Source organism: Roseateles sp. GW821-FHT09G09, from assembly GCF_059415965.1.
Genome location: NZ_JBWKOG010000006.1, coordinates 285,637 through 308,783, shown reverse-complemented (window position 1 = coordinate 308,783; position 23,147 = coordinate 285,637). Strand labels below are relative to the sequence as shown.

The 23,147-nt window shown below is 70.0% G+C and carries 28 protein-coding genes; 14 read left to right on the top strand and 14 right to left on the bottom strand.

Going from position 1 to position 23,147, the window contains the following annotated elements:
- Positions 1–35: 35 nt before the first annotated feature.
- On the bottom strand, positions 36–1,325 hold the full coding sequence (locus tag AC07O8_RS18090) for an MFS transporter (RefSeq protein ID WP_495049354.1): 1,290 nt from the start codon (positions 1,323–1,325) through the stop codon (positions 36–38).
- Positions 1,326–1,477: 152 nt separating this feature from the next.
- On the opposite strand from AC07O8_RS18090, the gene AC07O8_RS18085 reads away from it, so the two are divergent.
- The 3 genes from AC07O8_RS18085 (at position 1,478) to AC07O8_RS18075 (ending at position 2,445) form a co-directional block, all read left to right on the top strand.
- A complete protein-coding gene (locus tag AC07O8_RS18085; protein WP_495049353.1) occupies positions 1,478–1,957 on the top strand; it encodes a carboxymuconolactone decarboxylase family protein in 480 nt (159 codons plus the stop codon).
- A gap of 142 nt (positions 1,958–2,099) precedes the next feature.
- Positions 2,100–2,237 carry a hypothetical protein gene (locus tag AC07O8_RS18080; protein WP_495049352.1) on the top strand — a complete coding sequence of 46 codons (138 nt, stop codon included), beginning with the start codon at positions 2,100–2,102 and terminating at the stop codon, positions 2,235–2,237.
- The gene (locus AC07O8_RS18075; protein ID WP_495049351.1) at positions 2,227–2,445 is read left to right on the top strand and encodes a hypothetical protein; all 219 of its coding nucleotides are present in this window, start codon (positions 2,227–2,229) and stop codon (positions 2,443–2,445) included. Before AC07O8_RS18080 ends, AC07O8_RS18075 begins: the two co-directional genes overlap by 11 nt.
- 196 nt (positions 2,446–2,641) lie before the next feature.
- Here AC07O8_RS18075 and AC07O8_RS18070 read toward each other — a convergent pair whose 3' ends face one another.
- The 11 genes from AC07O8_RS18070 to mltG all read right to left on the bottom strand — a co-directional run bounded on the left by AC07O8_RS18070 (position 2,642) and on the right by mltG (position 10,571).
- Positions 2,642–3,190 (bottom strand): hypothetical protein, encoded by a 549-nt coding sequence (locus tag AC07O8_RS18070; RefSeq protein WP_495049350.1) that lies wholly within the window; start codon positions 3,188–3,190, stop codon positions 2,642–2,644.
- Between the two features lie 62 nt (positions 3,191–3,252).
- Positions 3,253–3,414 carry a DUF1328 domain-containing protein gene (locus tag AC07O8_RS18065; protein ID WP_067270282.1) on the bottom strand — a complete coding sequence of 54 codons (162 nt, stop codon included), beginning with the start codon at positions 3,412–3,414 and terminating at the stop codon, positions 3,253–3,255.
- Between the two features lie 262 nt (positions 3,415–3,676).
- A complete protein-coding gene (locus tag AC07O8_RS18060) occupies positions 3,677–4,387 on the bottom strand; it encodes a hypothetical protein (protein ID WP_495049349.1) in 711 nt (236 codons plus the stop codon).
- A 27-nt stretch (positions 4,388–4,414) separates the two neighbouring features.
- Positions 4,415–5,125, bottom strand: a complete 711-nt coding sequence (locus AC07O8_RS18055; RefSeq protein WP_495049348.1) for an OmpA family protein — start codon at positions 5,123–5,125, stop codon at positions 4,415–4,417.
- A gap of 175 nt (positions 5,126–5,300) precedes the next feature.
- Complete coding sequence (locus AC07O8_RS18050; protein ID WP_495049347.1) at positions 5,301–5,567, bottom strand: hypothetical protein; 267 nt, start codon at positions 5,565–5,567, stop codon at positions 5,301–5,303.
- Positions 5,568–5,755: 188 nt separating this feature from the next.
- A complete protein-coding gene (locus AC07O8_RS18045) occupies positions 5,756–6,532 on the bottom strand; it encodes an ankyrin repeat domain-containing protein (RefSeq protein WP_495049346.1) in 777 nt (258 codons plus the stop codon).
- A gap of 37 nt (positions 6,533–6,569) precedes the next feature.
- Positions 6,570–7,355 carry a TatD family hydrolase gene (locus tag AC07O8_RS18040; protein ID WP_495049345.1) on the bottom strand — a complete coding sequence of 262 codons (786 nt, stop codon included), beginning with the start codon at positions 7,353–7,355 and terminating at the stop codon, positions 6,570–6,572.
- A 3-nt stretch (positions 7,356–7,358) separates the two neighbouring features.
- Positions 7,359–7,748: a PilZ domain-containing protein gene (locus tag AC07O8_RS18035; RefSeq protein WP_088407064.1), complete on the bottom strand. Its 390-nt coding sequence runs from the start codon at positions 7,746–7,748 to the stop codon at positions 7,359–7,361.
- 76 nt (positions 7,749–7,824) lie between these two features.
- The gene (locus AC07O8_RS18030) at positions 7,825–8,889 is read right to left on the bottom strand and encodes a DNA polymerase III delta subunit-related protein (protein WP_495049344.1); all 1,065 of its coding nucleotides are present in this window, start codon (positions 8,887–8,889) and stop codon (positions 7,825–7,827) included.
- Positions 8,883–9,494, bottom strand: coding sequence for a dTMP kinase (gene tmk / locus AC07O8_RS18025; RefSeq protein WP_495049343.1), 612 nt, complete (start codon positions 9,492–9,494; stop codon positions 8,883–8,885). The genes AC07O8_RS18030 and tmk overlap by 7 nt, the downstream gene beginning before the upstream one ends.
- A gap of 93 nt (positions 9,495–9,587) precedes the next feature.
- Positions 9,588–10,571, bottom strand: coding sequence for an endolytic transglycosylase MltG (gene mltG / locus AC07O8_RS18020; protein WP_495049342.1), 984 nt, complete (start codon positions 10,569–10,571; stop codon positions 9,588–9,590).
- A 121-nt stretch (positions 10,572–10,692) separates the two neighbouring features.
- On the opposite strand from mltG, the gene ygfZ reads away from it, so the two are divergent.
- The 4 genes from ygfZ to AC07O8_RS18000 all read left to right on the top strand — a co-directional run bounded on the left by ygfZ (position 10,693) and on the right by AC07O8_RS18000 (position 15,157).
- Positions 10,693–11,670 carry a CAF17-like 4Fe-4S cluster assembly/insertion protein YgfZ gene (gene ygfZ / locus AC07O8_RS18015; RefSeq protein WP_495049341.1) on the top strand — a complete coding sequence of 326 codons (978 nt, stop codon included), beginning with the start codon at positions 10,693–10,695 and terminating at the stop codon, positions 11,668–11,670.
- Positions 11,667–12,008, top strand: coding sequence for a DUF4936 family protein (locus AC07O8_RS18010; protein ID WP_495049340.1), 342 nt, complete (start codon positions 11,667–11,669; stop codon positions 12,006–12,008). The genes ygfZ and AC07O8_RS18010 overlap by 4 nt, the downstream gene beginning before the upstream one ends.
- Positions 12,008–13,744, top strand: coding sequence for a cation:proton antiporter domain-containing protein (locus tag AC07O8_RS18005; protein ID WP_495049339.1), 1,737 nt, complete (start codon positions 12,008–12,010; stop codon positions 13,742–13,744). The genes AC07O8_RS18010 and AC07O8_RS18005 overlap by 1 nt, the downstream gene beginning before the upstream one ends.
- Before the next feature lie 138 nt (positions 13,745–13,882).
- Entirely contained in the window at positions 13,883–15,157 is a 1,275-nt protein-coding gene (locus AC07O8_RS18000) for an alpha/beta hydrolase (RefSeq protein ID WP_495049338.1), read from the top strand.
- Here the strand turns inward: AC07O8_RS18000 and AC07O8_RS17995 are convergent.
- Positions 15,122–16,597, bottom strand: a complete 1,476-nt coding sequence (locus AC07O8_RS17995) for a hypothetical protein (RefSeq protein WP_495049337.1) — start codon at positions 16,595–16,597, stop codon at positions 15,122–15,124. The genes AC07O8_RS18000 and AC07O8_RS17995 overlap by 36 nt on opposite strands.
- 287 nt (positions 16,598–16,884) lie before the next feature.
- Between AC07O8_RS17995 and AC07O8_RS17990 the strand changes: the two genes are divergently transcribed.
- The 5 genes from AC07O8_RS17990 (at position 16,885) to AC07O8_RS17970 (ending at position 19,785) form a co-directional block, all read left to right on the top strand.
- Positions 16,885–17,415 (top strand): GbsR/MarR family transcriptional regulator, encoded by a 531-nt coding sequence (locus tag AC07O8_RS17990; RefSeq protein ID WP_331614561.1) that lies wholly within the window; start codon positions 16,885–16,887, stop codon positions 17,413–17,415.
- A gap of 71 nt (positions 17,416–17,486) precedes the next feature.
- A complete protein-coding gene (locus AC07O8_RS17985; RefSeq protein WP_495049336.1) occupies positions 17,487–18,050 on the top strand; it encodes a thiol-disulfide oxidoreductase DCC family protein in 564 nt (187 codons plus the stop codon).
- Positions 18,047–18,928 (top strand): NAD-dependent epimerase/dehydratase family protein, encoded by an 882-nt coding sequence (locus AC07O8_RS17980; RefSeq protein ID WP_495049335.1) that lies wholly within the window; start codon positions 18,047–18,049, stop codon positions 18,926–18,928. The genes AC07O8_RS17985 and AC07O8_RS17980 overlap by 4 nt, the downstream gene beginning before the upstream one ends.
- Entirely contained in the window at positions 18,910–19,299 is a 390-nt protein-coding gene (locus tag AC07O8_RS17975; RefSeq protein ID WP_495049334.1) for a DoxX-like family protein, read from the top strand. Before AC07O8_RS17980 ends, AC07O8_RS17975 begins: the two co-directional genes overlap by 19 nt.
- Positions 19,300–19,308: 9 nt before the next feature.
- Positions 19,309–19,785, top strand: coding sequence for a DUF2269 family protein (locus tag AC07O8_RS17970; RefSeq protein WP_495049333.1), 477 nt, complete (start codon positions 19,309–19,311; stop codon positions 19,783–19,785).
- Positions 19,786–19,821: 36 nt separating this feature from the next.
- On the opposite strand, the gene AC07O8_RS17965 is transcribed toward AC07O8_RS17970, so the two are convergent.
- Complete coding sequence (locus AC07O8_RS17965; protein ID WP_495049332.1) at positions 19,822–20,517, bottom strand: hypothetical protein; 696 nt, start codon at positions 20,515–20,517, stop codon at positions 19,822–19,824.
- Positions 20,518–20,621: 104 nt separating this feature from the next.
- On the opposite strand from AC07O8_RS17965, the gene AC07O8_RS17960 reads away from it, so the two are divergent.
- Entirely contained in the window at positions 20,622–21,137 is a 516-nt protein-coding gene (locus AC07O8_RS17960) for a GAF domain-containing protein (RefSeq protein ID WP_495049331.1), read from the top strand.
- Between the two features lie 4 nt (positions 21,138–21,141).
- Complete coding sequence (locus AC07O8_RS17955) at positions 21,142–23,097, top strand: bifunctional 2',3'-cyclic-nucleotide 2'-phosphodiesterase/3'-nucleotidase (protein ID WP_495049330.1); 1,956 nt, start codon at positions 21,142–21,144, stop codon at positions 23,095–23,097.
- Positions 23,098–23,147: the final 50 nt, after the last annotated feature.

Below are 23,147 nucleotides of genomic sequence, written 5' to 3'. Positions count from 1 at the left end.
GGCCGGCGCGGCTCTTTTTTTGGGGAGTCGCGGAATCAGCGCGTGACGGCCGGCGTCGCTTCCTCGAAGCGGTCGACCGTGCGCAGCGGCTTGAACAAGGCCGCCCAGGCCGCGACGACCCCCAGCGTGCACACCGCGCCCGTCACGGCTGCGGGCACCGCGCCCAGTGCCGCCGCCGCACTGCCGGCGCGGAACTCGCCCAGCTCGTTGGACGATCCGATGAAGAGCATGTTCACCGCATTGACCCGGCCGCGCATCTCATCGGGCGTCGAGAACTGCACCAGCGCGCCGCGGATGTAGACGCTGACCATGTCCGCCGCGCCGGCGATCGCCAGCGCCGCGAAGGACAGCCAGAAGGTCGTCGACAGCGAGAACACCAGATTGGCCAGGCCGAACACCGCCACCGCCGCGAACATCGCCTTGCCGACGTGCCGGTTGAAGGGCCGCAGGCTCAAGTAGAAGCCGGCGGTGACTTCGCCCACGGCCATGGCGCTGCGCAATGCGCCGAGCCCCTCCGGACCGGCATGCAGCACTTCATGGGTATAGATCGGCAGCAGCGCGACGACCCCGCCCAGCAGGACCGCGAACAGGTCCAGCGAGATCGTGCCGAGGATGATGGGCCGCGACCGGATGAAGTGGATGCCGGCGCCGAAACGCTGCCAGATGTTTCCGCCCGCGGGCGAAGGCGGCGCGGCGAAGCGTACCGGCACGGCGCCGACCAGCAGCGCGGTGCCCAACGCGAAACAGGCCAGGCAGACCAGGTAGGTCAGGCCTGATCCGCCGAAGCCGTACAGGAGCCCGCCCAGGAACGGGCCGCCGATGCTGGCCACGCGCAGCAGCATGCTGTTGGCGGCAATCGCCTGGGCCAATTGTTCTCGCGGCACGATCTGCGGCAGCAAGCTCTGCAGCGCCGGTCCGGAGAAGGCGCGCGAGCATCCGAAGACCACCAGCACGGCATAGATCCCGGCCACGCCCGCATGGCCGTGACCGGACAGCCACCACAGCGCCAGGCTGCAGCCTGCGCTCACGCCCCAGCTGATCGCCAGGATCGGCTTGCGGCTGAAGCGGTCGATCAGGTCGCCGGCCGGCAACAGGAGCAGCAGCATCGGGATGAACTGCGCCAGGCCGACGTAGGCCAGCGCCAACGGCTCGCGCGTCAGGTCGTACACCTGCCAGGCCACGACCACCGCCTGGATCTGTCCGGCGAAGACCGCCGCAAGGCGGCAGATCAGGAACGCCGTGAAGCCGGGGTGGCGGAAGACGCTGGTCCTGGGGGCCGGCGTGGTGCCGGAAGCTGGGGAAGTCGGTGAGGAAGGTGCTGTCACGGCGCGGGAAGTGTTCAAGGCCTTCTTGGGCGGGCACCGACCAGTTTAGCGAGGCGGCTCCCCGGCTTGGGCGCAAGGCGATGTCACAAGTGCGGAGGCTGCGCCGTCTTGTGGATACCCCCTTCACTGTCTTTCCTCATCACGGAGCCCCCATGAGCCAACGTCTGAACTACATGCAACAGTCGGCCGCCGCCTTCAAGAAGCTGGTCGAGCTGTCCATGACCTTGAAGGAGAGCGGCCTCGAGCACGGCCTGCAGGTCCTGGTCGAGATCCGCGCCTCCCAGCTCAACGGCTGCGCGTTCTGCCTGGACATGCACGTCAAGCAGGCCGTCATCGGCGGCGAGCGCCCGCTGCGCCTGCACCATGTCGCGATCTGGCGGGAGTCGCCGCTGTTCTCGGTCCGCGAGCGCGCCGCGCTGCGCTGGACCGAGACGCTCACGCGCCTGCCCGAAGCCGGCGTGTCCGATGCCGCCTATGCCGAAGCCCGGGAACAGTTCAGCGACAAGGAACTGTGCGACCTGACCTGGCTGGTGTCGTCGATCAACGCGTGGAACCGCCTCAACGTCGCGTTCCAGACCGTGCCAGGCTCGCAGGACAAGGCCTTCGGACTGGACAAGGCCGACCTGGCCTGACCACGCAAGTCAGCAGGTCAACCCCCTTGAATCTGCTAGTGGGTTGTCATGTGCCACCAAGAAAGGTCATAGGCCCCGACTCGAGGAATTCCGACCATCGGTGTTTCGCTTCACCTTGAAGCCTGACCCTCGGAGTTCCTTGATGACACGACCCTTCTTCCTGATCCGCCTGCTCGCCGACTGGCTGGCTCGTCCGGCCTTGTCCGCCGGCGCGACACCCCTGCTGTTCGGCGCCCTGGTCGACCGGCGCATCGGCCCGGAGTCCGCCCATGATCAATGAGATCCCGACGCAGAGCCGGCGCATCTCGCGCTACCTCGGCACGGTGCTGTGCATTGTCGTGGCCGCGGGCGCCAGTGCGTTGATCCTCACCGCGCCGGTGTGGTCCGCCGACGACCTCGCCGCCCTGCCCACCAGCGCACACTCGACAGCCGCATCGCCATTGGAGGGTGCTGCGACCGAGCCGGCGCCCAGAGGCGACGGTTCTTGACCGAGCGCACGACGTCCTCCCGGCCTTCGGCGAACCAAAGAAAAACGGCGCCCTGTGGGGCGCCGTTCCAATGGGTGTCGACAGGGGGATCCGGGCAATGTTCGAGTTGTCGACCCGGATCCGCCGGTTCAACGTCAGGCACGAGCGACATGGCGTCGAACGGGCCTCCCGCCGGGGATGAAACGTCTTCGACCGATCAGCGCTGGTTGTAGCGCGCCTTGGCCGAGTTCACGCAGACGTCCTTGGCATCGCCGGACAGCGTGTTGCACTTCTCGGAGGCCAGCTTGTAGTCGGCCTTCACACGGGTCTCTTCCGCGTCATCGACGGCCGCAGCCACCTTCTTGTTCATCTTGAGTTCGGCCTTCGCCTTCTCGTAAGCGGTCTTGGCCTCGCGCTGGCACACGTCCTTGGCTTCGCCCGAACGGTCGTCGCAACGCTCCTTGGCCACGTCGTAACGGGCTTCGTAGCGGGCCTCGATCAGCTTGGCCTCATCCTTGGCGTTGCCGCTGTAGTTGTATTCCAGCTGGGCCAGCGCCACATCCTCGCGGCCCTTGGCCTCCTTGACGCAGATGTCCTTGGCATTGCCCGACAGCTGGTCGCACGCATCCTTGTCGACCTTGTAGGTCTTCTTGATGTCGTCCTTCGCGCCGTCGTAGACCGACTTGGAGAAGTTGGCGGCTTGCGCCATGCCGGCGCACAGGCTCAGGGCAGCAGCAATCAGGGCGGTGGTTGCGGGCTTGTTCATGGTCATCCTTTGCTTGTTTTTGGAGGGAGGCAGTGAGGCGATCGACGGGAAATCCGGCAACGTCACTTTCGCAACAGGCTCATCACGAAGGTGACGACGGCCATGATCACGAAGACGAAGAAGAGGATCTTCGCGATGCTCGCGGCGCCGGCGGCGATGCCACCAAAACCGAACAGCGCGGCGATCAAGGCAATGACGAAAAAGACGACGGCGTAGTGCAGCATCTCGGTTCTCCTGCGCGGCACCGTGCCGCGATGGAATGAACTTTAGGGACTGGCCGGTCCGCCTGGGGCAGTCCCGCACCGCGAGCCCGCGTCGGAGCCGCAACCGATGCGCTGTAGGAGAGGACCTACCGCCCCCTTGCGGGCATCGCGGCGGCGAGGACGTCCCTCCATCGAGGACCGCACACCGACCCGCACCAATGAAAAAGCCGGCTCGCGCCGGCTTTCGTGAGGAGGAGTGGGAGCGCCGCTGCCGCGGCCCGCCTCACCAGATCTTCTGGAAGGTCACCCCGACGCGCCCGCCCCGGGGGCGGAAGGTCAGCGACGACTGCCCGCTGAGTTCCATCTTGAAGCCCTTGCGGAGGTCCGCGTAGGCCTTGCGGCTGTTGAAGGTCAGGCCGACGCGCACTTGGCGCTGATCCCGGTTGTTGAGTCCCGGCACATTGAGGTCGTCGATCTGCGCGCGCTGCGCATCGACCAGCGGCGTCTGGACAAAGGCATGGGATCGGGGACCGGTCGGCATCGCCAGCCCGACCAGCACGCCGGCGTCCCCGGCCGCGCCGGGACGCAGGTTCTGATAGGGCGTCGCATACAGCCCACCGCCGAATGCGGCACCGCGTTGCTCGACACCCACCCCCAGCCGCAACCCACTGCCGGACAGCGGCTTGGCCCAGACCATCGTCTGTGTCGCATGCGGCGCGCGACCGTACCAGCCGGCAGCTCCCGCGGACTGGTTGGCAGTGGCCAGCGGTTCAGCGGCGCTCTGGGTCACCGTGTAGCGGGAACCCGAAGACGCATCGCGCAAGGCGGGCTGGCGCGCGCGCTCCGACAGGCTCCGACCGGAGAGCTCGACAGGGTCATCGAGCGAACTGGGCGTCGCGTCGACGGCGGGCGCCGCCTGGACGAGCGAAGCCAGCGAGAGGGTCGCCGGCATCAACGCGGCACGGAGGACGTTGCGGGGGCAGAAAGCATTCATGGCTCAACTCCCGTTCTTGAGAACAACTTAGGACGCGGGTTGCGACAGGAAAATCTCGATCCGACGATTGGCAGCCCGCCCGGCCTCAGTGGCGTTGCTGGCCACCGGCTGCCGACCGCCGCGGCCCTCCACGAGCAATCGGCCACGCCGGACGCCGTGATGGACCAGGTATTCACGCACCGCTTCCGCTCGATCCAGCGACAAGGGGCCGTTGACCGCGTCGCCCGCCGAACTGTCGGTGTGACCCACGATGGTGACGCGCACGGTGTCGTCCAGGTTGCGACTGACTTCATCGAGCATCGGTCGCAGGGCCGGCTTCAGTTCGGAACGACCGATGTCGAAGGTCGCATCGGCAGGCACGCTCAGCTTGAGTTGGTTGTCCGCGGTACGGGCAACGCTGATGCCTGCCCCGGCGCCCATCTGGGCCAGGGCCTGACGGCGTTCTTCCATCCGCGATGTCCAGACATTGCCGCCGATGGCCGACGGCGCTGCGCCCGGGGCGGTCCCGGCCGAAGCGTTGGTGCCGTCCGGACCGGACCGGCCGTCCATCGTCGTGCATCCGCCCAGCGCCAGCAGCACGCCGACCGCCAGGACCGGCAGGCTGAGCGCCGCCATCAATCGCTGGCGGCTCTCGGCGGAAGCTCGTACGAAACGCTCGACTCGCTCAACTCGCTCAGCACGCGCAACAGGCAAGGCGTCGGCGGCGTGGACGGTGAGGACGCGGGGGCGGCGACGCATGACAGTCTCCAGGAGGGCTGTGGGGCTCGGTCACACGATACGGCGACCTTGATGAGCGTCATGCTAGGGAGATCGCGGGGCGGCGGGTGTAGTCGGCTGTCGGAAGCGCAAGTCAGACGGGGCTGACAAAACGCGCTCGACGCGCGCGACGGCGTGTTGCTTGCCGCGGCAGCGATCAGGCGCTCAGCATGGCACCGGCGGACGGTTCGTCATCCAGCGGCAGCAGGTCAGCTTCGGACAGCTCGGCGGCGTCGACTTCCTCATCGAAAGCGGCCTGGTCGTCGGCGCCGCGGTGCGCGATCAGCGGCTTGTCCAGCGGGCGGTAGATGCGGCTGCGCAGGCGGGCCAGACGCTCGGAGGCGGCCACTTCGTGGGCGACGCGCTCGGGATCGAGCAGCATCGCGAACGGGTTGGCGGCGAAGTCTTGGGTCGTGGTCTGCATGTCGGTCTCCAGGGGGATTCAGTTCGTTCCGAGGGCAGTTCGCGAGGACCAGCCTGCGAGGGCCTGAGGGCGTCGCCGACACCGTGTCGGCATGGAATGAACTGTAGGGACCGACCCGGTCCGCCGACAGTGGGCGGCGGGCCAAACCGCGTGTCAGACAGATTCCTAGGGGGTTGCCAGCAGCCGCCTCACGGCGACGCGCGCGGGCGTGACGGATGCCGCGCCTGGGCCAGCTTGTCGAGCTTCTCGGCCATCTCGTCCTGCCCCGCGCGGCGGGCGAAGTCGGCCGCCGTCATCTTGTGGTCGTTGCTCAGCGTGACGTCGGCGCCGGCGGCGATCAGCACCTCGGCGCCGCTGAGACCGCCGTAACCAGCCGCCATCATCAGCGGCGTCGTGCCATTGGCCGACCGGGCGTCGATGTCGGCGCCCTGCGCCACCAGCCAGCGCACCACCTGCTCGTTCGGTCCCGCGGCCGCGTAGTGCAGCGCGGACCAGCCGGGCTCGTTCACGAAGGCGCCGCGCTTGACGAGTTCCTTCACCCAATCCAGCTGGCCTTTGAGCGCCGCGAGCATCAGCGGCGTCTCGCCGGCCTGGTTGATCGCGCTGACGTCGGTGCCGGGACTCTTCAGCAGGGTCTCGAAGGCCTTGCCGGACTCTTCGCGGATCGCCACGTGCAGGGCCGTGTTGCCCTGCGCATCGCGGACGTTGGGATCGACGCCCGCCAGCAGCAGCTTCATCACCGTGGCGGCGTGGTCGTTGCGGGCGGCGACATGCAATTCCGGCGCCGCCGCGGTCGCGGACGCCGGCGTCGGCGCCTGCGATCCGAATCGCCCCTGGGCCAGGGCCGGCCCGGCGGGCATCGCCGCCAACATCAGGCCGGCGACCGCACCGCCCACAGCGAAGATCGCCCGGGCCTTCAGACCCCTCGGGCCCCTCAGGTCGCTCAGGCCCCTCAAGTCGCTCACGCCGTCCAAAGCTGTCCGAGGCGAACGGCCGGCCATGTCAGGCGGCCTCCGGCAGCTGGAACAGCCGCCGCGTGTTCGCCGTGCACTGCGCGGCCAGCGTCTCCACGGACACGCCGCGGAGCTCGGCGATCAGCTTGGCCACGTGAGGGACATAGGCCGGCTGGTTCAGCTTGCCGCGGTAAGGCACCGGCGCCAGATAGGGGCTGTCGGTCTCGATCAGGAGGCGGTCCTCCGGAACGATCTTCGCGACTTCCCGCAGATCGGCCGCGTTCTTGAAGGTCACGATCCCGGAGAAGGAGATGTGGAAGCCCTGGTCCAGCGCCGCCCTGGCCACGTCCATGGTTTCGGTGAAGCAGTGCACCACGCCGCCAGGCTGGCCGGCGTCCTCCTCGCGCATCAGGCGCAGGGTGTCCTCGGCCGCCGAGCGGGTGTGGATCACCAGCGGTTTGGCCGTCCGCTTCGCGGCGCGGATGTGGTTGCGGAAGCGTTCCCGCTGCCATTCCATGTCCTCGACGGTCCGGCCGTTCAGGCGGTAATAGTCCAGCCCGGTCTCGCCGATGGCGACGACCTTGGGATGCGCGGCGCCGGCGACCAGCTCGTCGACGCTGGGCTCATGGACCTCGTCGCTGTCCGGATGGACGCCGACGGTCGCGAACAGCTGCCGATGCGCGTCCGCGATGGCCCGGACCTCGGGGAACTCCTCCATCGTCGTGCAGATGCAGACGGCCTGCGTCACCTTGGCCGCGTCCATCGCGGCGAGCAGGTCGGGGAGCTGGGACTTGAGCTCGGGGAAGCTCAGGTGGCAATGGGAATCGATGTACACCGTCTAGATCGTCTGGGTAGGCTTGGCCGAAGAAATTGCCGTTCCCAGCAGTTCCTCGATCTTGAGCTTGATCACGCGCGTCTTCTCGTCGCCCGGGAAACGCACGCCGACGCCCTGCGTGCGGCCGCCCGACGCGTTGGCCGGCGTCAGCCAGGCCACCTTGCCGGCGACCGGATAGCGGTTGGGATCCTCGGGCAGCGTCATCAGCAGGTAGATGTCCTCGCCCAGCTTGTAGTCGCGCGTCGTCGGGACGAAGACGCCGCCTTCCGAGAAGATCGGGATGTAGGCCGCGTAGAGCGCGCCCTTCTCCTTGAAGACCAGCTGGATCACGCTGGGGCGGGCACCGCCGGCGGGAGCCGGGACGGGGGCGGACGCGGGGGGCGTGGTGCTCATCGGTTTCAGGGTGAGTTCGCTCATGGCGGCAAGTCTACTCGCCGCGCCCCGAGGTCAGACTTGGTTACCGCGTGGATCAGCGTGCCGGCCGCATCGCCTGTTGCCCCTGGGCCACCAGCGACTCCATCAGCAGACCGGCGTTGAGCGGATGGTCGGCGTGCCGCGCCGCCTGCTGCAGCGTCCTCGCCCACTGGTCCAGCGCCGTGCGCACCGCCGGCAGCTTGGGCAGCGCGTCGCGCGGGAAGTAGGCGGGGCCCGCGCCGTGGGCGATGCGCATCAGGTCGTGGACCAGGCGCTGCATCGCCGCGATCGCGCGCGGCACCGGCCAGTCGGTCAACGCCACGGCCTCGCCCTTGGCGATGCGGCGCGGCAGCTCCAGCCAGGTCCTGGCGGCGATGCCCTCCTCGCTCCACTGCAGCGCCTCCTGCGGGCGGCCGCCGGTGGCGTCCAGCAGCACGCCGGGCTGGTCGACGCCCTGCCCCGTCAGCCAGGCCAGCGCCGCGTCGCGCGCGGGCAAGGCCATCTGAAGCGGCTGGCAACGGCTGCGGATGGTCGGCAGCAGTTGCTGCGGCGCGGCGCTCGCCAGCACGAAGCGCAGCAGCCCGGTCGGCTCCTCCAGGGTCTTCAGCAGCGCGTTGGCGGCCACGGTGTTCAGCGCCTCCGCCGGATACACCAGCACCACCTTGGCCTTGCCCCGCGCCGCGCTGACCTGCGCGAAGGACAGCATCTGGCGGACCGCCTCGATCTTGATCTCGCGGCTGGGCTTGGCTTTGCTGGCCTTGGCCGAGGACACGCCTTCGCCCTCCGCCTCCATCGCGCCGAAACCCAGGGCCTCGCGCAGCGCCTCGGGCAGCAGGACCTGGAAGTCGGGATGCGAGCGCGAGCGCAACAGGTGGCAGCTGGCACAGCGGCCGCAGCCGGGCTGGTCGCTCGCGGTGCGTGCCTCGCAGAGCCAGGCCTGGGCCAGCAGCAGCGCCAGGTCGAACTGGCCGACACCGGCCGGCCCCTGCAGCAGCAGCGCATGGCTGCGGCCTTGCGTCAGCGCCTGGTGCAAGGGCCCGGCCAGCCAGGGCAACGGCAGCCGGCCGCCTTCGGCCAGCGCGGCGGCGCCGTCCGCGTCCAGGGAGGTGTCGGTCACCATCCGCGGCGCTCCAGCTCGGCGCGGATCTGGCCCGCGACGCCTTCGATCGTGTCGCCCGCATCGATGCGGACGATGCGCCCCCGGGACGCCTCGGCCCGGCGCTGATAACCGGCCCGCACGCGGGCGAAGAACTCGAGATCCAGCTGCTCCAGCCGGTCCGCGTCCCGGGCCTGCGCCCGGCGCTGCGCGGCGACGGCCGGATCCACGTCGAACCAGAAGGTCAGGTCCGGCTGACGTCCCTGCTGCACCCATTGCTCCAGCGTGGCCAGCACCTGGACGTCCATGCCGCGGCCGCCGCCCTGGTAGGCGAAGCTCGCGTCGGTGAAGCGGTCGCACAGCACCGTCTGGCCCAGCGCCAGCGACGGGGCGATGACGCGTTGCACGTGGTCGCGGCGCGCGGCGAAGACCAGCAGCGCCTCGGTCAGGCCGTCCATGTCCTGGTGCAGGAACAGGCCGCGCAGCGACTCGGCCAGCGGCGTGCCGCCCGGCTCGCGGGTCTGGACCAGTTCGGCGCCGCGCTGGCGCAGGTGTTGGGCGACGGACTCGATGTGGGTGGACTTGCCCGCCCCGTCGATGCCTTCGAAGGTGATGAATCGACCGCTCACGCGTGGTGCTCTCTCGGCTCGCTCGGAACCCGGATGGAAGAAGCGCAGATGGAACAAGCGCAAAACAAGCGCAAAAAGCGAAGCGCGGTCGCTTCAGCGGCCGCGCTGGTACTTGTTGACCGCCCGATTATGCGCGGCCAGGTCCTCGCTGAACTGGCTGGTGCCGTCCCCGCGCGACACGAAGTACAGCGCCTTGGACGGCGTCGGATGCAGCGTCGCCTGCAGCGCGGCCAGCCCCGGCATCGCGATCGGCGTCGGCGGCAGGCCGCCGCGGGTGTAGGTATTGAACGGCGTGTCGGTCTGCAGATGGACCTTGCGCAGATTGCCGTCGAAGTCCGTGCCCAGGCCGTAGATCACCGTCGGATCGGTCTGCAGCGGCATGCCGGCCTTGAGCCGGTTGACGAACACCGCCGCGACCAGGCCGCGGTCGGCGGCGGCGCCGGTTTCCTTCTCGACGATGGACGCCAGGACCAGCGCCTCGTCCGCGCTCTTGAGCGGCAGGCCGTCGCTGCGGCCGGACCAGGCGCTCTCCAGCCGTTTCTGCATCAGCGCGTGCGCGCGCTTGAGCACCGTCAGGTCGCTGACGCCCAGGCTGTAGGCGTAGGTATCGGGGAAGAACCGCCCCTCCGGAGCCTGTCCCGGCGCGCCCAGCGCGGCCATGATCTGTTCATCCGTCATCGACGCGGTGGTCTGCTTCAGCGCCGGCGCGGCCGCGATCGCGGCGCGCAGCTGGCGGAAGTTCCAGCCCTCGATCAGGCGCAGCTGTTCCAGCACCTGGTCGCCGCGCACCATCTTGTCGAGCAGCTCGCGCGGAGTGACGCCGGCGTGGATCTCGTAGCTGCCGGCGCGGATCTTGCGCGCCTGCCCGGAATACCGGAACCAGGCGTAGAGGAAACGGGGATCCGTCTGCACCCCGGCCGCCACCCAGGCGGACGCGACCTGCTGTGGCGGCGTGCCGGGTTCGATCGACAGTTCGATCCCCGACTTTTCCAGCAGCAGCGGCGCCTGCAGCCACCACCAGACCGCGCCCGCGCCGCCGCCGACCAGCACCACGCCCGCCACCAGCAGGGACAGCAACCAGCGCCCGATGCGGCCCGACTGCCTCTTCGTCTTTCTCGCGGTGCCGCGAGATCTGTTTTTCGCGCGTGACAAGACCCGGTGCCCTTCGTGAAATGCGGGGGCTGATGATAATCGGACCATGATCGAAGACCTCCACCACGCTCCGCCGCCCGTGCCGTCCTCGGCGCTGGGCGCCGTCCGGCTCGCCGACTGGGGCGTGATCCGCGCCCAGGGCGAGGAAGCCGCCAAGTTCCTGCACACCCAGCTGACGCAAGACCTGGCCCTGCAGACGACGGCACAGGCCCGGCTGGCGGGCTATTGCTCGGCCAAGGGCCGCCTGCTCGCGACCCTGCTGGCGCTCAAGCCGGACGACCAGTCCGTGCTGCTGGCCCTGCCGGCCGACGTGCTGCCGGCGACCGTCAAGCGGCTGTCGATGTTCGTGCTGCGCGCCAAGTGCAAGCTGAGCGACGACAGCGCGGCCTGGGCGGTCTGGGGCCTGTCCGGCGCGCAGGCCCGCGACTGGCTCGCCGAGGCGGCCCCCGCGGACGTCTGGTCGGTCGGCCGCCTCGCGCTGGCCGACGGCCGCCTGGCGCTGGCGACGCGCCTGCCCGACGACGGGCTCACGCCCCGCTTCCTGCTGCTGCAGCCCGCCGACGCGCCCGCGCCGGCGCTGCCCGTGGTCGATCCCGAGGAATGGCAGGGCCTGGACGTGACCGCCGGGCTGGCCTGGGTCCGGCAGGGCACGGTGGAACAGTTCGTGCCCCAGATGCTCAACCTCGAAGTGCTGGGCGGCGTGAACTTCCAGAAGGGCTGCTACCCGGGCCAGGAGATCGTGGCGCGCAGCCAGTACCGCGGCACGATCAAAAGACGCACTCACCTGTTCGCGATGGAAGGCAGCGATGCCGACGCCACGCCCGGGCAGGAGATCTTCCACAGCGCCGATCCGGAGCAGCCCGCGGGTCTGGTCGCCGGATTCGGCCGCCAGGAAGGCCGCCCGCTGCTGCTGGCCGAGGTGAAGCTCGCCGCGCTCGAATCCGGCACCCTGCACCTGGGCAGCGCATCCGGCGCCGTCCTGACCCCGCGTCCCCTGCCTTACGTCATTGGAGAACCTGAATGAATGCATCGCCGCCGACGCGCCCTGCCGCGCGCCCCATCCATCCTGTCCCCCGCTCGACCCCGCCGGTCGAGCTCTACGTCTACTACCGCGTCCACGCGGACCAGCTGACGGCCGCGCTGGCCGCCTTCGAACAGGCGCGTGAGGCGCAGCCGGTGCGGCTGCTCCAGCGCCATGACAACGATCCGGTCTTCCAGACCTGGATGGAGATCTACGGCCCCGAGCTGCCCGACGCGGCGGACGCGGAACGCCGGATCGCCGCCGCCCTGGGCGCCTTCGCGCAGGGTCCCCGTCACCGCGAGGCCTTCGCCGCCGTCGCCGGTCCGGGAGCGGCGCACTGATGGAACACAACGTCTCCCTGATTTCCACGCTGGCGGCGGGCTTCGGCCTGGCGCTGATCCTGGGGTTCATCGCCGAGCGGCTGAAGCTGCCGGCGCTGGTGGGTTACCTGCTCGCGGGCATCGCCATCGGCCCGGCCACGCCGGGCTTCGTCGCGGATGTGGGCATCGCCGCGCAACTGTCGGAGATCGGCGTGATGCTGCTGATGTTCGGCGTCGGGCTGCACTTCTCGCTGAAGGACCTGATGGCGGTCAAGCGCATCGCGCTGCCGGGCGCGGTCGTGCAGATGGCCGCCGCCACGGCGCTGGGCATGGGCCTGGCGATGTGGTGGGGCTGGCCGGCGGGCCAGGCGCTGGTCTTCGGACTGACGCTGTCCTGCGCCAGCACGGTGGTGCTGCTGAAGGCGCTGGAATCGCGGGGCTCGCTCGAATCCATGAATGGCCGCATCGCGGTCGGCTGGCTGGTGGTCGAGGACCTGGCCACGGTGCTGATCCTGGTGCTGCTGCCGCCGCTGTCCACGGTGCTGGGCGGCAACGCCGCGCCGGGCGCCTCCGCCGACGCGCCGCTGTGGCGCACCATCGCCGAGACGCTGGCCCAGATGGCCGCGTTCGTCGTGCTGATGCTGGTCGTGGGCCGGCGCGTGCTGCCGTGGATGCTGTGGCAGGTGGCGCGCACGGGGTCGCGCGAGCTGTTCACGCTGATGGTCATCGCGGTGGCGATCGGCATCGCCTACGGCGCGTCCGAGCTGTTCCACGTGTCCTTCGCGCTGGGCGCCTTCTTCGCCGGCACTGTGATGCGCGAATCCGAGTACAGCCACCGCGCCGCGCAGGAATCGCTGCCGCTGCGGGACTCGTTCTCGGTGCTGTTCTTCGTGTCGGTGGGCATGCTGTTCGACCCGATGACCCTGGTGGACCAGCCGCTGCACCTGCTGGGCGTGGTCGCGATCGTGATGCTGGGCAAGGCGATCGCCGCGGCGGCGCTGGTGATCGTGTTCCGCTATCCGCTGAACACGGCGATGACGGTCTCGGCCAGCCTGGCGCAGATCGGCGAATTCAGCTTCATCCTCGCGGGGCTGGGCGTTCAACTGGGTTTGCTGCCCAAGGCCGGGATGAACCTGGTGCTGGCGGCGGCGCTGATCTCGATCGCGCTGAATCCGGTGATGTTCGCGATGATCGCGCCGCTGCAGCGCTGGGTGCTGGCGCGCTCGTCGTTCGCGCGGGCGCTCGAGGCGCGCGACGACCCCTACGCCGAGCTGCCGCAGACGACCGATCGCCAGTTCCTGGAGGGTCAGGTCGTCCTGGTCGGCTACGGCCGCGTGGGGCGGCGCATCGCCGACGCGCTGACCGAGCAGGGCATCCCCTTCGTCGTCGCGGACGAGGGCCGCGAGACCGTCGAGGCGCTGCGCAAGCGCGGCATGGCGGCGGTCAGCGGCGACGCGAGCGAGCCCATGGTGCTGGTCCAGGCCCACATCGCCAATGCGGCGATGCTGGTGGTGGCGGTGCCCGACTCGATGAAGGCGCGGCAGATGGCCGACACGGCGAGGCAGTTGAACCCCGGCATCGAGATCGTGCTGCGCACCCATGGCGAGGAAGAATCCGAGCTGCTGCGCAAGGAGCAGCTCGGCACCGTGTTCTACGGCGAGGAGGAACTCGCCAAGGGCATGAGCCGGCACGTGCTGCAGCGCTTCAACGCGGACATCCCGGAAGGCCTGTCGCCGATGGCGGCGCCGGCGCATTGAGCGCCGGCAGGCGGACCTCGCGACGATGTCCGTTGCGGCGATGATGAGCGACCCTCCGGGGTCGCTTTTTCTTGCCCGCCGGCCTGACCGCCCTCCCAGCAATCGCCGCTTTACATCGTCCGCTTAGCGTCGCCGCCCATGATCGAATTGACCCGCCCTCGCCCGCGCGCCCGCGCTGGTTTCCTGGCCCTCGGAAGCGCCGCCGCGCTGGTCGCGGCCGCGCTGCTCGCCGGTTGCGGCGGCGGACCGCCGAAGGCACGCGTCGAGGAACAACAGCTGCAGCGCGAGTTCGCCGCCCGCGGCTACGCGCCGCAGGGCGAGGCGGTGACGGCGTGGCCGATCCTGTGGCGGATGCGCGGCGACGACGTGCGCCTGAGCCTGACGCTGCCGGCCAGCGCGGGCGCGACGCCGCGCCCGGTGGTGGTGTACCTGCCGGGCCTGGGCGAATCGGACACCGCGGGCATCCGCTGGCGCCGTGCCTGGGCAGCGGCCGGTTATGCGGTGCTGTCGCTGCAGCCGCTGGAGGACGACGCGAGCGCCTGGTCGTCGGACCTGGCGCGTTCGGCGGAGTTCACCGAGCTGGGCCGGCGCCACTACGCCGACGCGCAGATGCGCAAGCGGTTGGCGCGGCTCGACGAGCTGCTCGCCGAAGCGCAGCGCTTGGGTCGCCAAGGCCAAGGCCAGAGCCAGGGCCAGGGCCCAGGCGACGTCCCATGGCGCGCCCTGGACTGGTCGAAGACGGTGATCGCGGGTTATGAACTCGGCGCGCAGACGGCGCTGGCGCTGGCGGGCGAGCGGCAGCCCGACGGATCGGTGCTGGCCTTGAAGTCCGTGCAGCCGGTGGCCGCGATCGTGATCAGCCCGCAGGTCTTCGGACCGCCGGACGCCGCGAGGTACCGGGACATCGCGATGCCGGTGCTCGGCCTGACCGGCCCGGACGACAGCGACGTGCTCGGCCTCGTGCGGGAGGTGCCATGGCGCCAGGCACCGTTCGCCGCGATGCCGGTGGAGCGCGGCTGGCTGCTCAGCGTGAACGAGGTCCGGCACGCCGCGCTCGGCGGCAACGAGCCTCGCCCCGAGGACACGGAGCGCGAGCAGAAACGCATCCGCGCCGCCGAGGACCAGGCGCAATCGCAGCCTCAGGGTCGACGCGGCGGCGGCCGTGGCGGACGCGGCCAGGAAGGACCGACGCGCATGGCGCCGGTCCCTGCGGTGCCGGACTACCGGCAGTTGCACGAGCAGCAACTCGGCATGACCGCGGCCCAGCAGGTCAGCGTGGCCTTCCTCGATCTGCAGGTGAAGCGGGCCGACACGGCCCGCGCGTGGCTGGCCGGACCGGTCCGCGCCTGGTTGGGCACGCGCGGGACGCTCACCGCCTCACAGGACGGCGTCGGAGAACGTCGGCGGGACTGATTGCAGGACGTGGATCATCTGATGGGCGGGCAACTCGGAAGCCGGGCCCGCATTGCCCGCGCGGTCGACCTGACGGACCTCCACCGGTCCCTTGAGGTTGCTGCCGGCATGGGCGGTCACCCAGTCGGAAGCGCCCCCGGCGCGGTACTGGAGCTGCGCGTGATCTTCGAGGTTGGAGACTGACAGCAGGGCATCGGTGACCTCCTGCGCAATCGGGCGGAAGGTAGGTGCTTGCGGCGGCTGCGTGTCCAGCCAGACGTGTTCCACGCGCAGCAGGCGCAGGGGCGCGGCATCAGCAGGGTTCCGCGCCCCGACGACGAAAATCTGGGGCCCTTCGACAAACAGGTCGGCAGGGATCAGCTCGGTGCTCGCGTCGACGTCGACGTGGGATCTCTGGATCGCCCCCTGGGCGTCACGGGACATGCGGCTGATCTCCAAGACCAGACCGCCCTCCACGCCGGGCAGGCGGACTTCGGGCTGTCCGGTCAGCACGAAGTCGACAAGATCGCCTGTCCACGTCCGGCCGACGACCCGACCACGATCGTGCACGACCACCAGGCGAGCCAGTGCTTCCGGGTGAGTCCCGTCCGTCATTCCCTCCGGCCGGATCGCCGGCGGGAGACCACCACTCGATTCGCTGCTGCCGTGCTGCTCGTCGGCGCGCTGGACCTGCAGCGTCGCATCGGCGGTGAGGCGCTCGGCCGTCTCCTCGGGGCGCATGCCGATGTCGTCCTTCACGCTATGACGCGCGGTGCGGCGCAGGGGCATGGGCGCATCGTCAAACGTCGTGGCATCCCCGCTGACGCTGATCTGCGTATCTGCCTGCACGCGCTGGATCTCAAAGGTCTCCGCAGGCGGGAGATCCATGTCGAGCGCCATGTCGTCGTCACGCTCGTCGCGCTCGTCGCGCTCGTCGCGCTCGTCGCGCTCGTCGCGAGCGATCCTGTCCTCGGCGATCTCTTCCACGAGGTTTTCGTCGGCGGCTTGCTCCGCCGCCGAGGCCTTCTGGACCGGCGCTTCCTGAATCCTCGTCTCCAACACCGCACTCTCCTGGACCGGCATCTCCTGCAAACGCGTTCCCTGGATCTGTCTTTCCTGGATCTGTCTTTCCTGGATGGGCTTTTCCTGGATGAGCTTCTCTTGGATGAGCTTCTCTTGGATGGGCTTTTCCTCGACCGGCTTGGCCTGGATCTGCGCCCCCGGGGACGCCGTGTCCCCGGACTTCATGGTCCGGGATCGTTGCTCCGCGAATGGCAGCACCGACGGCAGCGGTGGCCGCGCCGCACCGACGGTGCTCGCGGCCAGCGCCGCGAAGGTCATCGTCGAAACGGCGCCCCAGGCCAGCGGCAGGAGCCCGTCCGGCGTGGGCGCCTCGTCGGGCGGGACCACCGGCCCAGCCGGCGCCTCGCCGTGCCCCTGCTCGCCCTCGTCCGCCGGCATCCCCTCGAGACGTCTGCGCTTGCCACCCCGGGGCCCCCGGGTCCTGGGCGCCGCCTGCGCGTCCACCGCCGACCGTCCCCGCCTTTGTCCGTCCATCTCATTCAGCCCAGAGTCATGAAACGCGAAAGTATGGGAAGGCGGCGTCGCGTCGGCACTCGCAGACGATCGTGGCGGGTCGCGCGCCATTGACACGCCCAGGTCGCGCGCGCCGGATCCAGGTCGGCGAGGTTCGCGAACCCGTCGTTTCTGTATTGACAGAAACATCTGACAAGCTAAAGTGCGAGGCAATGGAACTCACCGACACCGCCCGCCGCTTCGTCCTGCATTGGGGCGAGATGGGCAGCGCCTGGGGCGTCAACCGCACCGTGGCGCAGATCCATGCGCTGCTCTACTTCCATGGCCGGCCGCTCAACGCGGAGGAACTGGCCGAGACACTGTCGGTCGCCCGCTCGAACGTCAGCACCAGCCTCAAGGAACTGCAGAGCTGGAACCTGATCCGCGTGACCCATGTGCTGGGCGACCGGCGCGATTATTTCGAGACGACCGCCGACGTCTGGGAGCTGCTGCGCACCATCGTCCGCGAGCGCAAGCACCGGGAGTTCGACCCGACCGTGCGCATGCTCTCGGAACTCGTCGCCGACGAGGGGTTCCAGGATGAATCCCCCGACGCCCAGGACCGCGTGCGCGAGTGCCTGCGCCTGATGCAGACGCTGGGCGCCTGGTCCGAGGAAATGATGCGGCTCTCGCCGTCGACCTTGGAAAAGGTGCTCAAACTCGGCGCGAGCGTGCAGCGCTTCGTGCGCGGGGACGGGACCTGACCCGCCCCTTTTTTTGAGCACGAATTTCTGTCTCTACTGAAATATCAAACACACCACAACAGGAGGACGCCATGCGAGCCAGCACCACTCCCCTCGCCGACCCCGGTCCCGGCCCCGGCCCCGGCCCCGGCCATGATCTGGCGGTCTATCCGCTGACCCTGTATTTCGACGGCGCCTGCCCCGTCTGCAGCGGCGAGATGCACAACCTGATGCTGCGCAACACGGCCGGCCTGCTGCGCTTCGTGGACATCTCGGAGCCGGGATTCACCGCCTTCCCACCGGGCACGGACCTGCGCGCGCTGATGGACCTGATGCACGGCGTGCGCGCCGACGGCGGCCTTGCGATCGGCGCCGACGCAATCCGTCTGGCCTACCGCGGCGCGCAACTCGGCTGGATCGCGCGGATCATGGACCTGCCGGTGCTGCGGACCCTGTGCGACCGCGCCTACCCGGTCGTCGCCCGCAACCGCTACCGCATCCCTCGTCCGATCGTGCGGCTGGTCTTCGAGACCGGCTTGCGCCGCGCGGCGGAACGGCGCGCCGGGCGCTCCGCGTGCCGCGACGACGCCTGCGAATTCCATCCCCACCCGCATCCGCACCACGTGCGGCGTGACAACACTGGAGACGCCTCATGAGCACCCCCGCGATCCGATCGGTCCTGGTCTGCGGCGCCAGCGGCTTCGTCGGGCGCCGCGTCGTGCGCTCGCTGCGCGAGGCGGGCCTGGCCGTGACCGAAGGCGATTCCCGCACGCAGGACTTCCAGCAAGACCTGTCCCCCGACGTCTGGCTGCCACGGGTGACCGGCTTCGATGCCGTCGTCAACGCGGTCGGCGTGTTGCGCGACACGCCGCGCCGCCAGCTCGAACCTATCCACCACCGGGCGCCCGCCGCGCTGTTCGAGGCCTGCGCCCGGGCCGGCGTGGCACGGGTGATCCAGATCTCCGCGAACGGCGTGGCGCACAGTCCCACGCGTTACGCGAGCACCAAGCGCGCCGCGGACGAGGTCCTGCTGCGCCTGCGCGCCGAAGGCCGCCTCAACGGCAACGTCCTGCGCCCGAGCATCGTCTTCGGTCGCGGCGGCGCGAGCGCCGCGCTGTTCATGAACCTGGCCCGGCTGCCGGTGCTGGTGCTGCCCCGCGCGGCCGTCCAGGCCCAGGTCCAGCCGGTCGCCGTCGCCGATGTCGCGCAGGCGGTGCTGCGGCTGCTGCAGGACGGCGGGCCGGAGATCGTGACGGCCGTCGGCCCGCGCGCGCTGAGCCTGTCGGCCTTCATCGGCGAACTCCGGCGCCAGCGCGGGCAGCCGCCCGCGCGCGTGATCCCGCTCCCCGACGCGCCCAGCCGCTGGAGCGCCCGCCTGGGCGACTTCGTCAGCAGCCAGCCGTGGAGCAGCGAGAGCCTGGCCCTGCTGGAGCAGGACAACGTCGGCGACGCCGCCGTGTTCGGGCGCTTGCTCGGCCGGCCGGCCTTGCCCGTCGAACGCTTCGTGGAGGCCGCATGGGCATCGGACGTGTGAACTTCCGGCACCGCCGCACGCGCGTCGTCGCGCGGGCGGGACTGATCGCGCTGTGGCTCGCCACCGGCGCGGCCAGCCTGGTCGAACTCGACGGCCGCAGCCGCGACCTGATGGTGGCCGCCCAGACGCCCGAAGCCTGGATCGCGCCGGTCATCGTGGCGGGCGCCCTCGTCGACCTGCTGATCGGGGCGGCGATGTGGCGCTGGCATCGCCGCTGGGTGTACCGCCTGGCGGGCGGGATGATGCTGCTGATGACGGCGGTGGCGACGGTGATCCTGCCCGCGCTGTGGCTGGACCCGCTGGGCGGCCTGACCAAGAACCTGCCGGTGGCGATCCTGCTGCTGATCCTCGACGAGGACGCGCCGGCCTGAGGAAAAAAAATGAACACCTACCTCGTGATCAAGTGGCTGCACATCGTGTCGAGCGTGCTGCTGGCGGGCACCGGCTTCGGCTCGGCCTTCTACCTGTTCTTCGCGAACCGCAGCGGCTCGCTGGCGGCGCAGGCGGTGGTGGCGCGGCTGGTCAAGCGCGCGGACCTCTGGTTCACGACGCCCGCGGTGATCGTGCAGCCGGTGACCGGCGTCTGGCTGGCGATGACCGCCGGCTGGGCGCTGGACACGCCGTGGCTGGCGCTGTCCATCGGGCTCTACCTGATCGCCGGCGCCTGCTGGCTGCCGGTGGTGTGGCTGCAGATCCGGCTGTCGCGGATGGCCGACGCGGCGCTCGCCAGCGGCCAGCCGCTGCCGGCGCTGTACTGGCGCTACGCGCGCTGGTGGGAAGGCCTGGGCTACCCGGCCTTCATCGCGGTGCTCGTCGTCTTCTACCTGATGGTGAACAAGCCCGCGCTGTGGGGCTGAGCGGCGCGACGCACCGGGTCAGCGCTTGCAACGAGACTACTCGACGATCAACGTATAGCTGACCGCCTGCGACATGCGCGGCAGCGCGCCGCCGAAGTTCAGCGTGTGCCGGCCGCGCGGAAGCGGCTTCAGCATCACGTAGTAGCCGTTCGATGCGGAAGGGAAGAGCCGCGCGCCGCTGGGATGCCGCGCCCAGGCGTTGAAGCATTCCGGGCTGGCCTGCCGGTGGCGGCGGAGATCGGCGTAGCGCACGCCGTCCACCTCCAGCACCAGCATCTCGGCCCCCTCGGTGATCCGCTCGGCATCACGCGTCACCTGCGCGCAGCTCGGCATGCCGGTGCGCGTCGGCGTGAAGACATAGTTGATCAGCGGAAAGAACAGGTACTTGTCCGCGGGGACGCGGCAGGTGCGCACGGTGCGGGCCGTGCCGTAGGTGCCCGCGAGGAAGAACACGTCGCCCGACTGTCGATTGCCGCACTGGATCCCGGTCCGGTCGGCCACGGGACTCAGGTCGTCGTCGAAGGACATGGCCCATTCCCACCAGCGGCGTGACCACTCGGCCTGCGTCACCCAGCCCACCTGCTCGTCCGGGCCCAGCAGCGGCGAAGCCGGCGCCGCCGCGGATGCGGGGACCGCGTCGGTCGCCGTCGTGTCGGCCTGAGCGCGGCCGCCGACCGCGATCGACACCCCCATCGCGACGGCCAGCAGCGCCGCCTTCCCTCGTGCGTTCATCGTTCCGATCTCCCTTGAACCTCCCTGGAATCTCCCTGGAAGCGGGGCGCATTCTCGCCGTGACGGACGACCGTCCGGCATGACCTCCGCCACAATCCCGCCCCATGAGCTTCGAACCCACTCCGCTGCTGGACATGTCCAGCCCCGAGGCCAAGCGCGCCTCGTACGACACCCTGGTCGCCCAGACCCAGGCCCTGCTGCATGGCGAGCGCGACTGGCTCGCCAACCTGGCGCAGTTCTCCGCGCTGGTCTTCAACGCCGTCCCGACGCTGAACTGGGCCGGCTTCTACCTCGTGAATCCGAAGAACGACCAGGAACTCGTCCTCGGCCCGTTCCAGGGCAAGGTCGCCTGCGTGCGCATCGCCTTCAGCCGCGGCGTCTGCGGCGCCTGCGCACGGACACAGGAGGTCCAGCTCGTCGAGGACGTGCACGCCTTCCCCGGCCACATCGCCTGCGACGCGGCCTCGCGATCGGAACTGGTGCTGCCCCTCGTCGCCGGCGGCCGGCTGCGCGGGGTCTTCGACCTCGACAGCCCCGAGCCCGCGCGCTTCGACGCGATCGACGCCGACGGCTTCCAGCGCGCGATCGCCGCGCTGGTCGCCGGCACCGACTGGGCCTGACCCGATGCGCGCGACGTCCACGGGCGCCTGCCGCGCCAAGGCCGGGGTGCTGGCGCTGATCGCCCTGGCCGGACTCGGTGTCCTGCCGATGCCGCTGTCCGCCGCGGAGCTCAAGCTCCGCGTGCTGGAGACCAGCGACATCCACATGAACCTGCTGAACTACGACTACTACCAGGACCGCCCGGCCCAGGAGTTCGGCCTGGCCAAGACGATCACGCTGATCCACCGCGCCCGCGCCGAGGCGCCCAACAGCCTGCTGTTCGACAACGGCGACCTGCTGCAGGGCAATCCGCTGGGCGACGTCGTCGCGCGCGTGAAACCGCTGAAGGCCGGGGACGTCCACCCCGCCTACAAGATCCTGAACCTGCTGGACGTGGACGCCGCCAACCTCGGCAACCACGAGTTCAACTACGGCCTGCCCTTCCTGCGCCAGGCCATCGCCGGGGCCAACTTCCCCTACCTCAACGCCAACGTGATGGAGGCCGACGGCCGCCGTCATGCGTTCACGCCCAGCGTGATGCTCGAGCGCACGATGCGCGACGAGACCGGCAAGGACCACGGGCTCAAGATCGGCGTCGTCGGCGTGACGCCGCCGCAGATCCTGGAATGGGACCGCCAGAACCTCGCCGGCAAGGTGCGGGTGCGCGACATGGTCGACGCCGCCGCCGAGCAGGTCGCCGAGCTGCGCAGGCGCGGCGCCGACCTGGTCGTCGTCATCGCCCACACCGGCATCGACAAGACCGAGCTGCCCAAGCTGTCCGAGAACATGGCCGCCCAGCTCGCCAGGGTGAAGGGCGTGGACGCGCTGCTGCTGGGGCACGCCCATACCGAGTTCCCGGGTCCGACCTTCGCCGGTTATCCGGGCGTGGACCTCGCCAAGGGCCAGCTCTATGGAACGCCGGCTGTGATGCCCGGTCGTTGGGGCGATCACCTCGGCATCGTCGACCTCACGCTGAAGCAGACCGGCAAGACCTGGCACGTGGTGGACAGCCAGTCGAGCCTGCGCCCGATCTTCGACCGGACCGCGCGCAAGCCGCTGGTCGAGGCCGACCCGATGCCGGCCGCCGTCATCGCCACCGAGCATCAGGCGACGCTGGACTACGTCCGCAGCCAAGTCGCGGTCGCCGACCAGCCGATCCAGAGCTACTTCTCGCAGGTGCTCGACGGCACCGCCGTGCGCCTGGTCGCGCAGGCGCAACTGGCCTACGCGCTGAAGGCCGTCCAGGGCACGGCGCTGGAGAAGCTGCCGATGCTCAGCGTCGCCGCGCCGTTCAAGTCCGGCGGACGCCAGGGATGGACGCAGTACACCGACATCCCGGCGGGACCGGTCGCGATCAAGCATGTGGCCGACCTCTACGTCTACCCGAACACGATCAAGGTCGTGAAGCTGAGCGGCGCGCAGGTGCGCGACTGGCTGGAGATGTCCGCCGGGCAGTTCCGCCGCATCGATCCGCAGGGGCCCGCGCGTCAGGACGTCGTGGACACGAGCTATCCGAGCTTCAACTTCGACATGATGCTGGGGCAGGACGGCGCCCTGCGCTACGAGCTCGACCTGACGCAGCCCGCGCGCTTCGACAAGGATGGCAAACGCGTGGGCGACGGACAGCGCGTCGTGAACCTGAGCTGGCGCGGCCAGCCGCTGGACGAGCGCGCGGACTTCCTCGTCGTCACGAACAACTACCGCGCCTACGGCGGCGGGCATTTCCCGGCGCTGGCGTCGGACAAGGTCGTCGTCGACGCCCCGGACGAGACGCGCGAAGCCCTGGCGCACTTCCTGGCGGCCCAGCCGTCGCTGAGCGCGGCGGTCGCCGCCTCGTCCTGGCGCATCCGACCCGTGCCGGGCGTGGCGATGCAGTTCGTGTCCGGCAACGGCGCGGCGGCGCACCTGAAGGACACGCCGCAGGTGACCCGGGTCCGGGACAACGGCGACGGGTCCTCGCTGTTCGAGTTGAAGCCCTGAACGGGGCCTTGTCTCCAGAAACGACAACGGCCGCTCGAAGCGGCCGTTTG

Excerpts from the sequence above, each read along its gene's own strand:
- AC07O8_RS18085 (WP_495049353.1), top strand. The coding sequence starts at position 1,478 with ATGAGCCAACGTCTGAACTACATGCAACAGTCGGCCGCCGCCTTCAAG.
- AC07O8_RS18080 (WP_495049352.1), top strand. The coding sequence starts at position 2,100 with ATGACACGACCCTTCTTCCTGATCCGCCTGCTCGCCGACTGGCTGGCT.
- AC07O8_RS18075 (WP_495049351.1), top strand. The coding sequence starts at position 2,227 with ATGATCAATGAGATCCCGACGCAGAGCCGGCGCATCTCGCGCTACCTC.
- AC07O8_RS18070 (WP_495049350.1), bottom strand. The coding sequence starts at position 3,190 with ATGAACAAGCCCGCAACCACCGCCCTGATTGCTGCTGCCCTGAGCCTG.
- AC07O8_RS18065 (WP_067270282.1), bottom strand. The coding sequence starts at position 3,414 with ATGCTGCACTACGCCGTCGTCTTTTTCGTCATTGCCTTGATCGCCGCG.
- AC07O8_RS18060 (WP_495049349.1), bottom strand. The coding sequence starts at position 4,387 with ATGAATGCTTTCTGCCCCCGCAACGTCCTCCGTGCCGCGTTGATGCCG.
- AC07O8_RS18055 (WP_495049348.1), bottom strand. The coding sequence starts at position 5,125 with ATGCGTCGCCGCCCCCGCGTCCTCACCGTCCACGCCGCCGACGCCTTG.
- AC07O8_RS18050 (WP_495049347.1), bottom strand. The coding sequence starts at position 5,567 with ATGCAGACCACGACCCAAGACTTCGCCGCCAACCCGTTCGCGATGCTG.
- AC07O8_RS18035 (WP_088407064.1), bottom strand. The coding sequence starts at position 7,748 with ATGAGCACCACGCCCCCCGCGTCCGCCCCCGTCCCGGCTCCCGCCGGC.
- AC07O8_RS18030 (WP_495049344.1), bottom strand. The coding sequence starts at position 8,889 with ATGGTGACCGACACCTCCCTGGACGCGGACGGCGCCGCCGCGCTGGCC.
- ygfZ (WP_495049341.1), top strand. The coding sequence starts at position 10,693 with ATGATCGAAGACCTCCACCACGCTCCGCCGCCCGTGCCGTCCTCGGCG.
- AC07O8_RS18010 (WP_495049340.1), top strand. The coding sequence starts at position 11,667 with ATGAATGCATCGCCGCCGACGCGCCCTGCCGCGCGCCCCATCCATCCT.
- AC07O8_RS18005 (WP_495049339.1), top strand. The coding sequence starts at position 12,008 with ATGGAACACAACGTCTCCCTGATTTCCACGCTGGCGGCGGGCTTCGGC.
- AC07O8_RS18000 (WP_495049338.1), top strand. The coding sequence starts at position 13,883 with ATGATCGAATTGACCCGCCCTCGCCCGCGCGCCCGCGCTGGTTTCCTG.
- AC07O8_RS17995 (WP_495049337.1), bottom strand. The coding sequence starts at position 16,597 with ATGCCGGCGGACGAGGGCGAGCAGGGGCACGGCGAGGCGCCGGCTGGG.
- AC07O8_RS17990 (WP_331614561.1), top strand. The coding sequence starts at position 16,885 with ATGGAACTCACCGACACCGCCCGCCGCTTCGTCCTGCATTGGGGCGAG.
- AC07O8_RS17985 (WP_495049336.1), top strand. The coding sequence starts at position 17,487 with ATGCGAGCCAGCACCACTCCCCTCGCCGACCCCGGTCCCGGCCCCGGC.
- AC07O8_RS17980 (WP_495049335.1), top strand. The coding sequence starts at position 18,047 with ATGAGCACCCCCGCGATCCGATCGGTCCTGGTCTGCGGCGCCAGCGGC.
- AC07O8_RS17975 (WP_495049334.1), top strand. The coding sequence starts at position 18,910 with ATGGGCATCGGACGTGTGAACTTCCGGCACCGCCGCACGCGCGTCGTC.
- AC07O8_RS17970 (WP_495049333.1), top strand. The coding sequence starts at position 19,309 with ATGAACACCTACCTCGTGATCAAGTGGCTGCACATCGTGTCGAGCGTG.
- AC07O8_RS17965 (WP_495049332.1), bottom strand. The coding sequence starts at position 20,517 with ATGAACGCACGAGGGAAGGCGGCGCTGCTGGCCGTCGCGATGGGGGTG.
- AC07O8_RS17960 (WP_495049331.1), top strand. The coding sequence starts at position 20,622 with ATGAGCTTCGAACCCACTCCGCTGCTGGACATGTCCAGCCCCGAGGCC.
- AC07O8_RS17955 (WP_495049330.1), top strand. The coding sequence starts at position 21,142 with ATGCGCGCGACGTCCACGGGCGCCTGCCGCGCCAAGGCCGGGGTGCTG.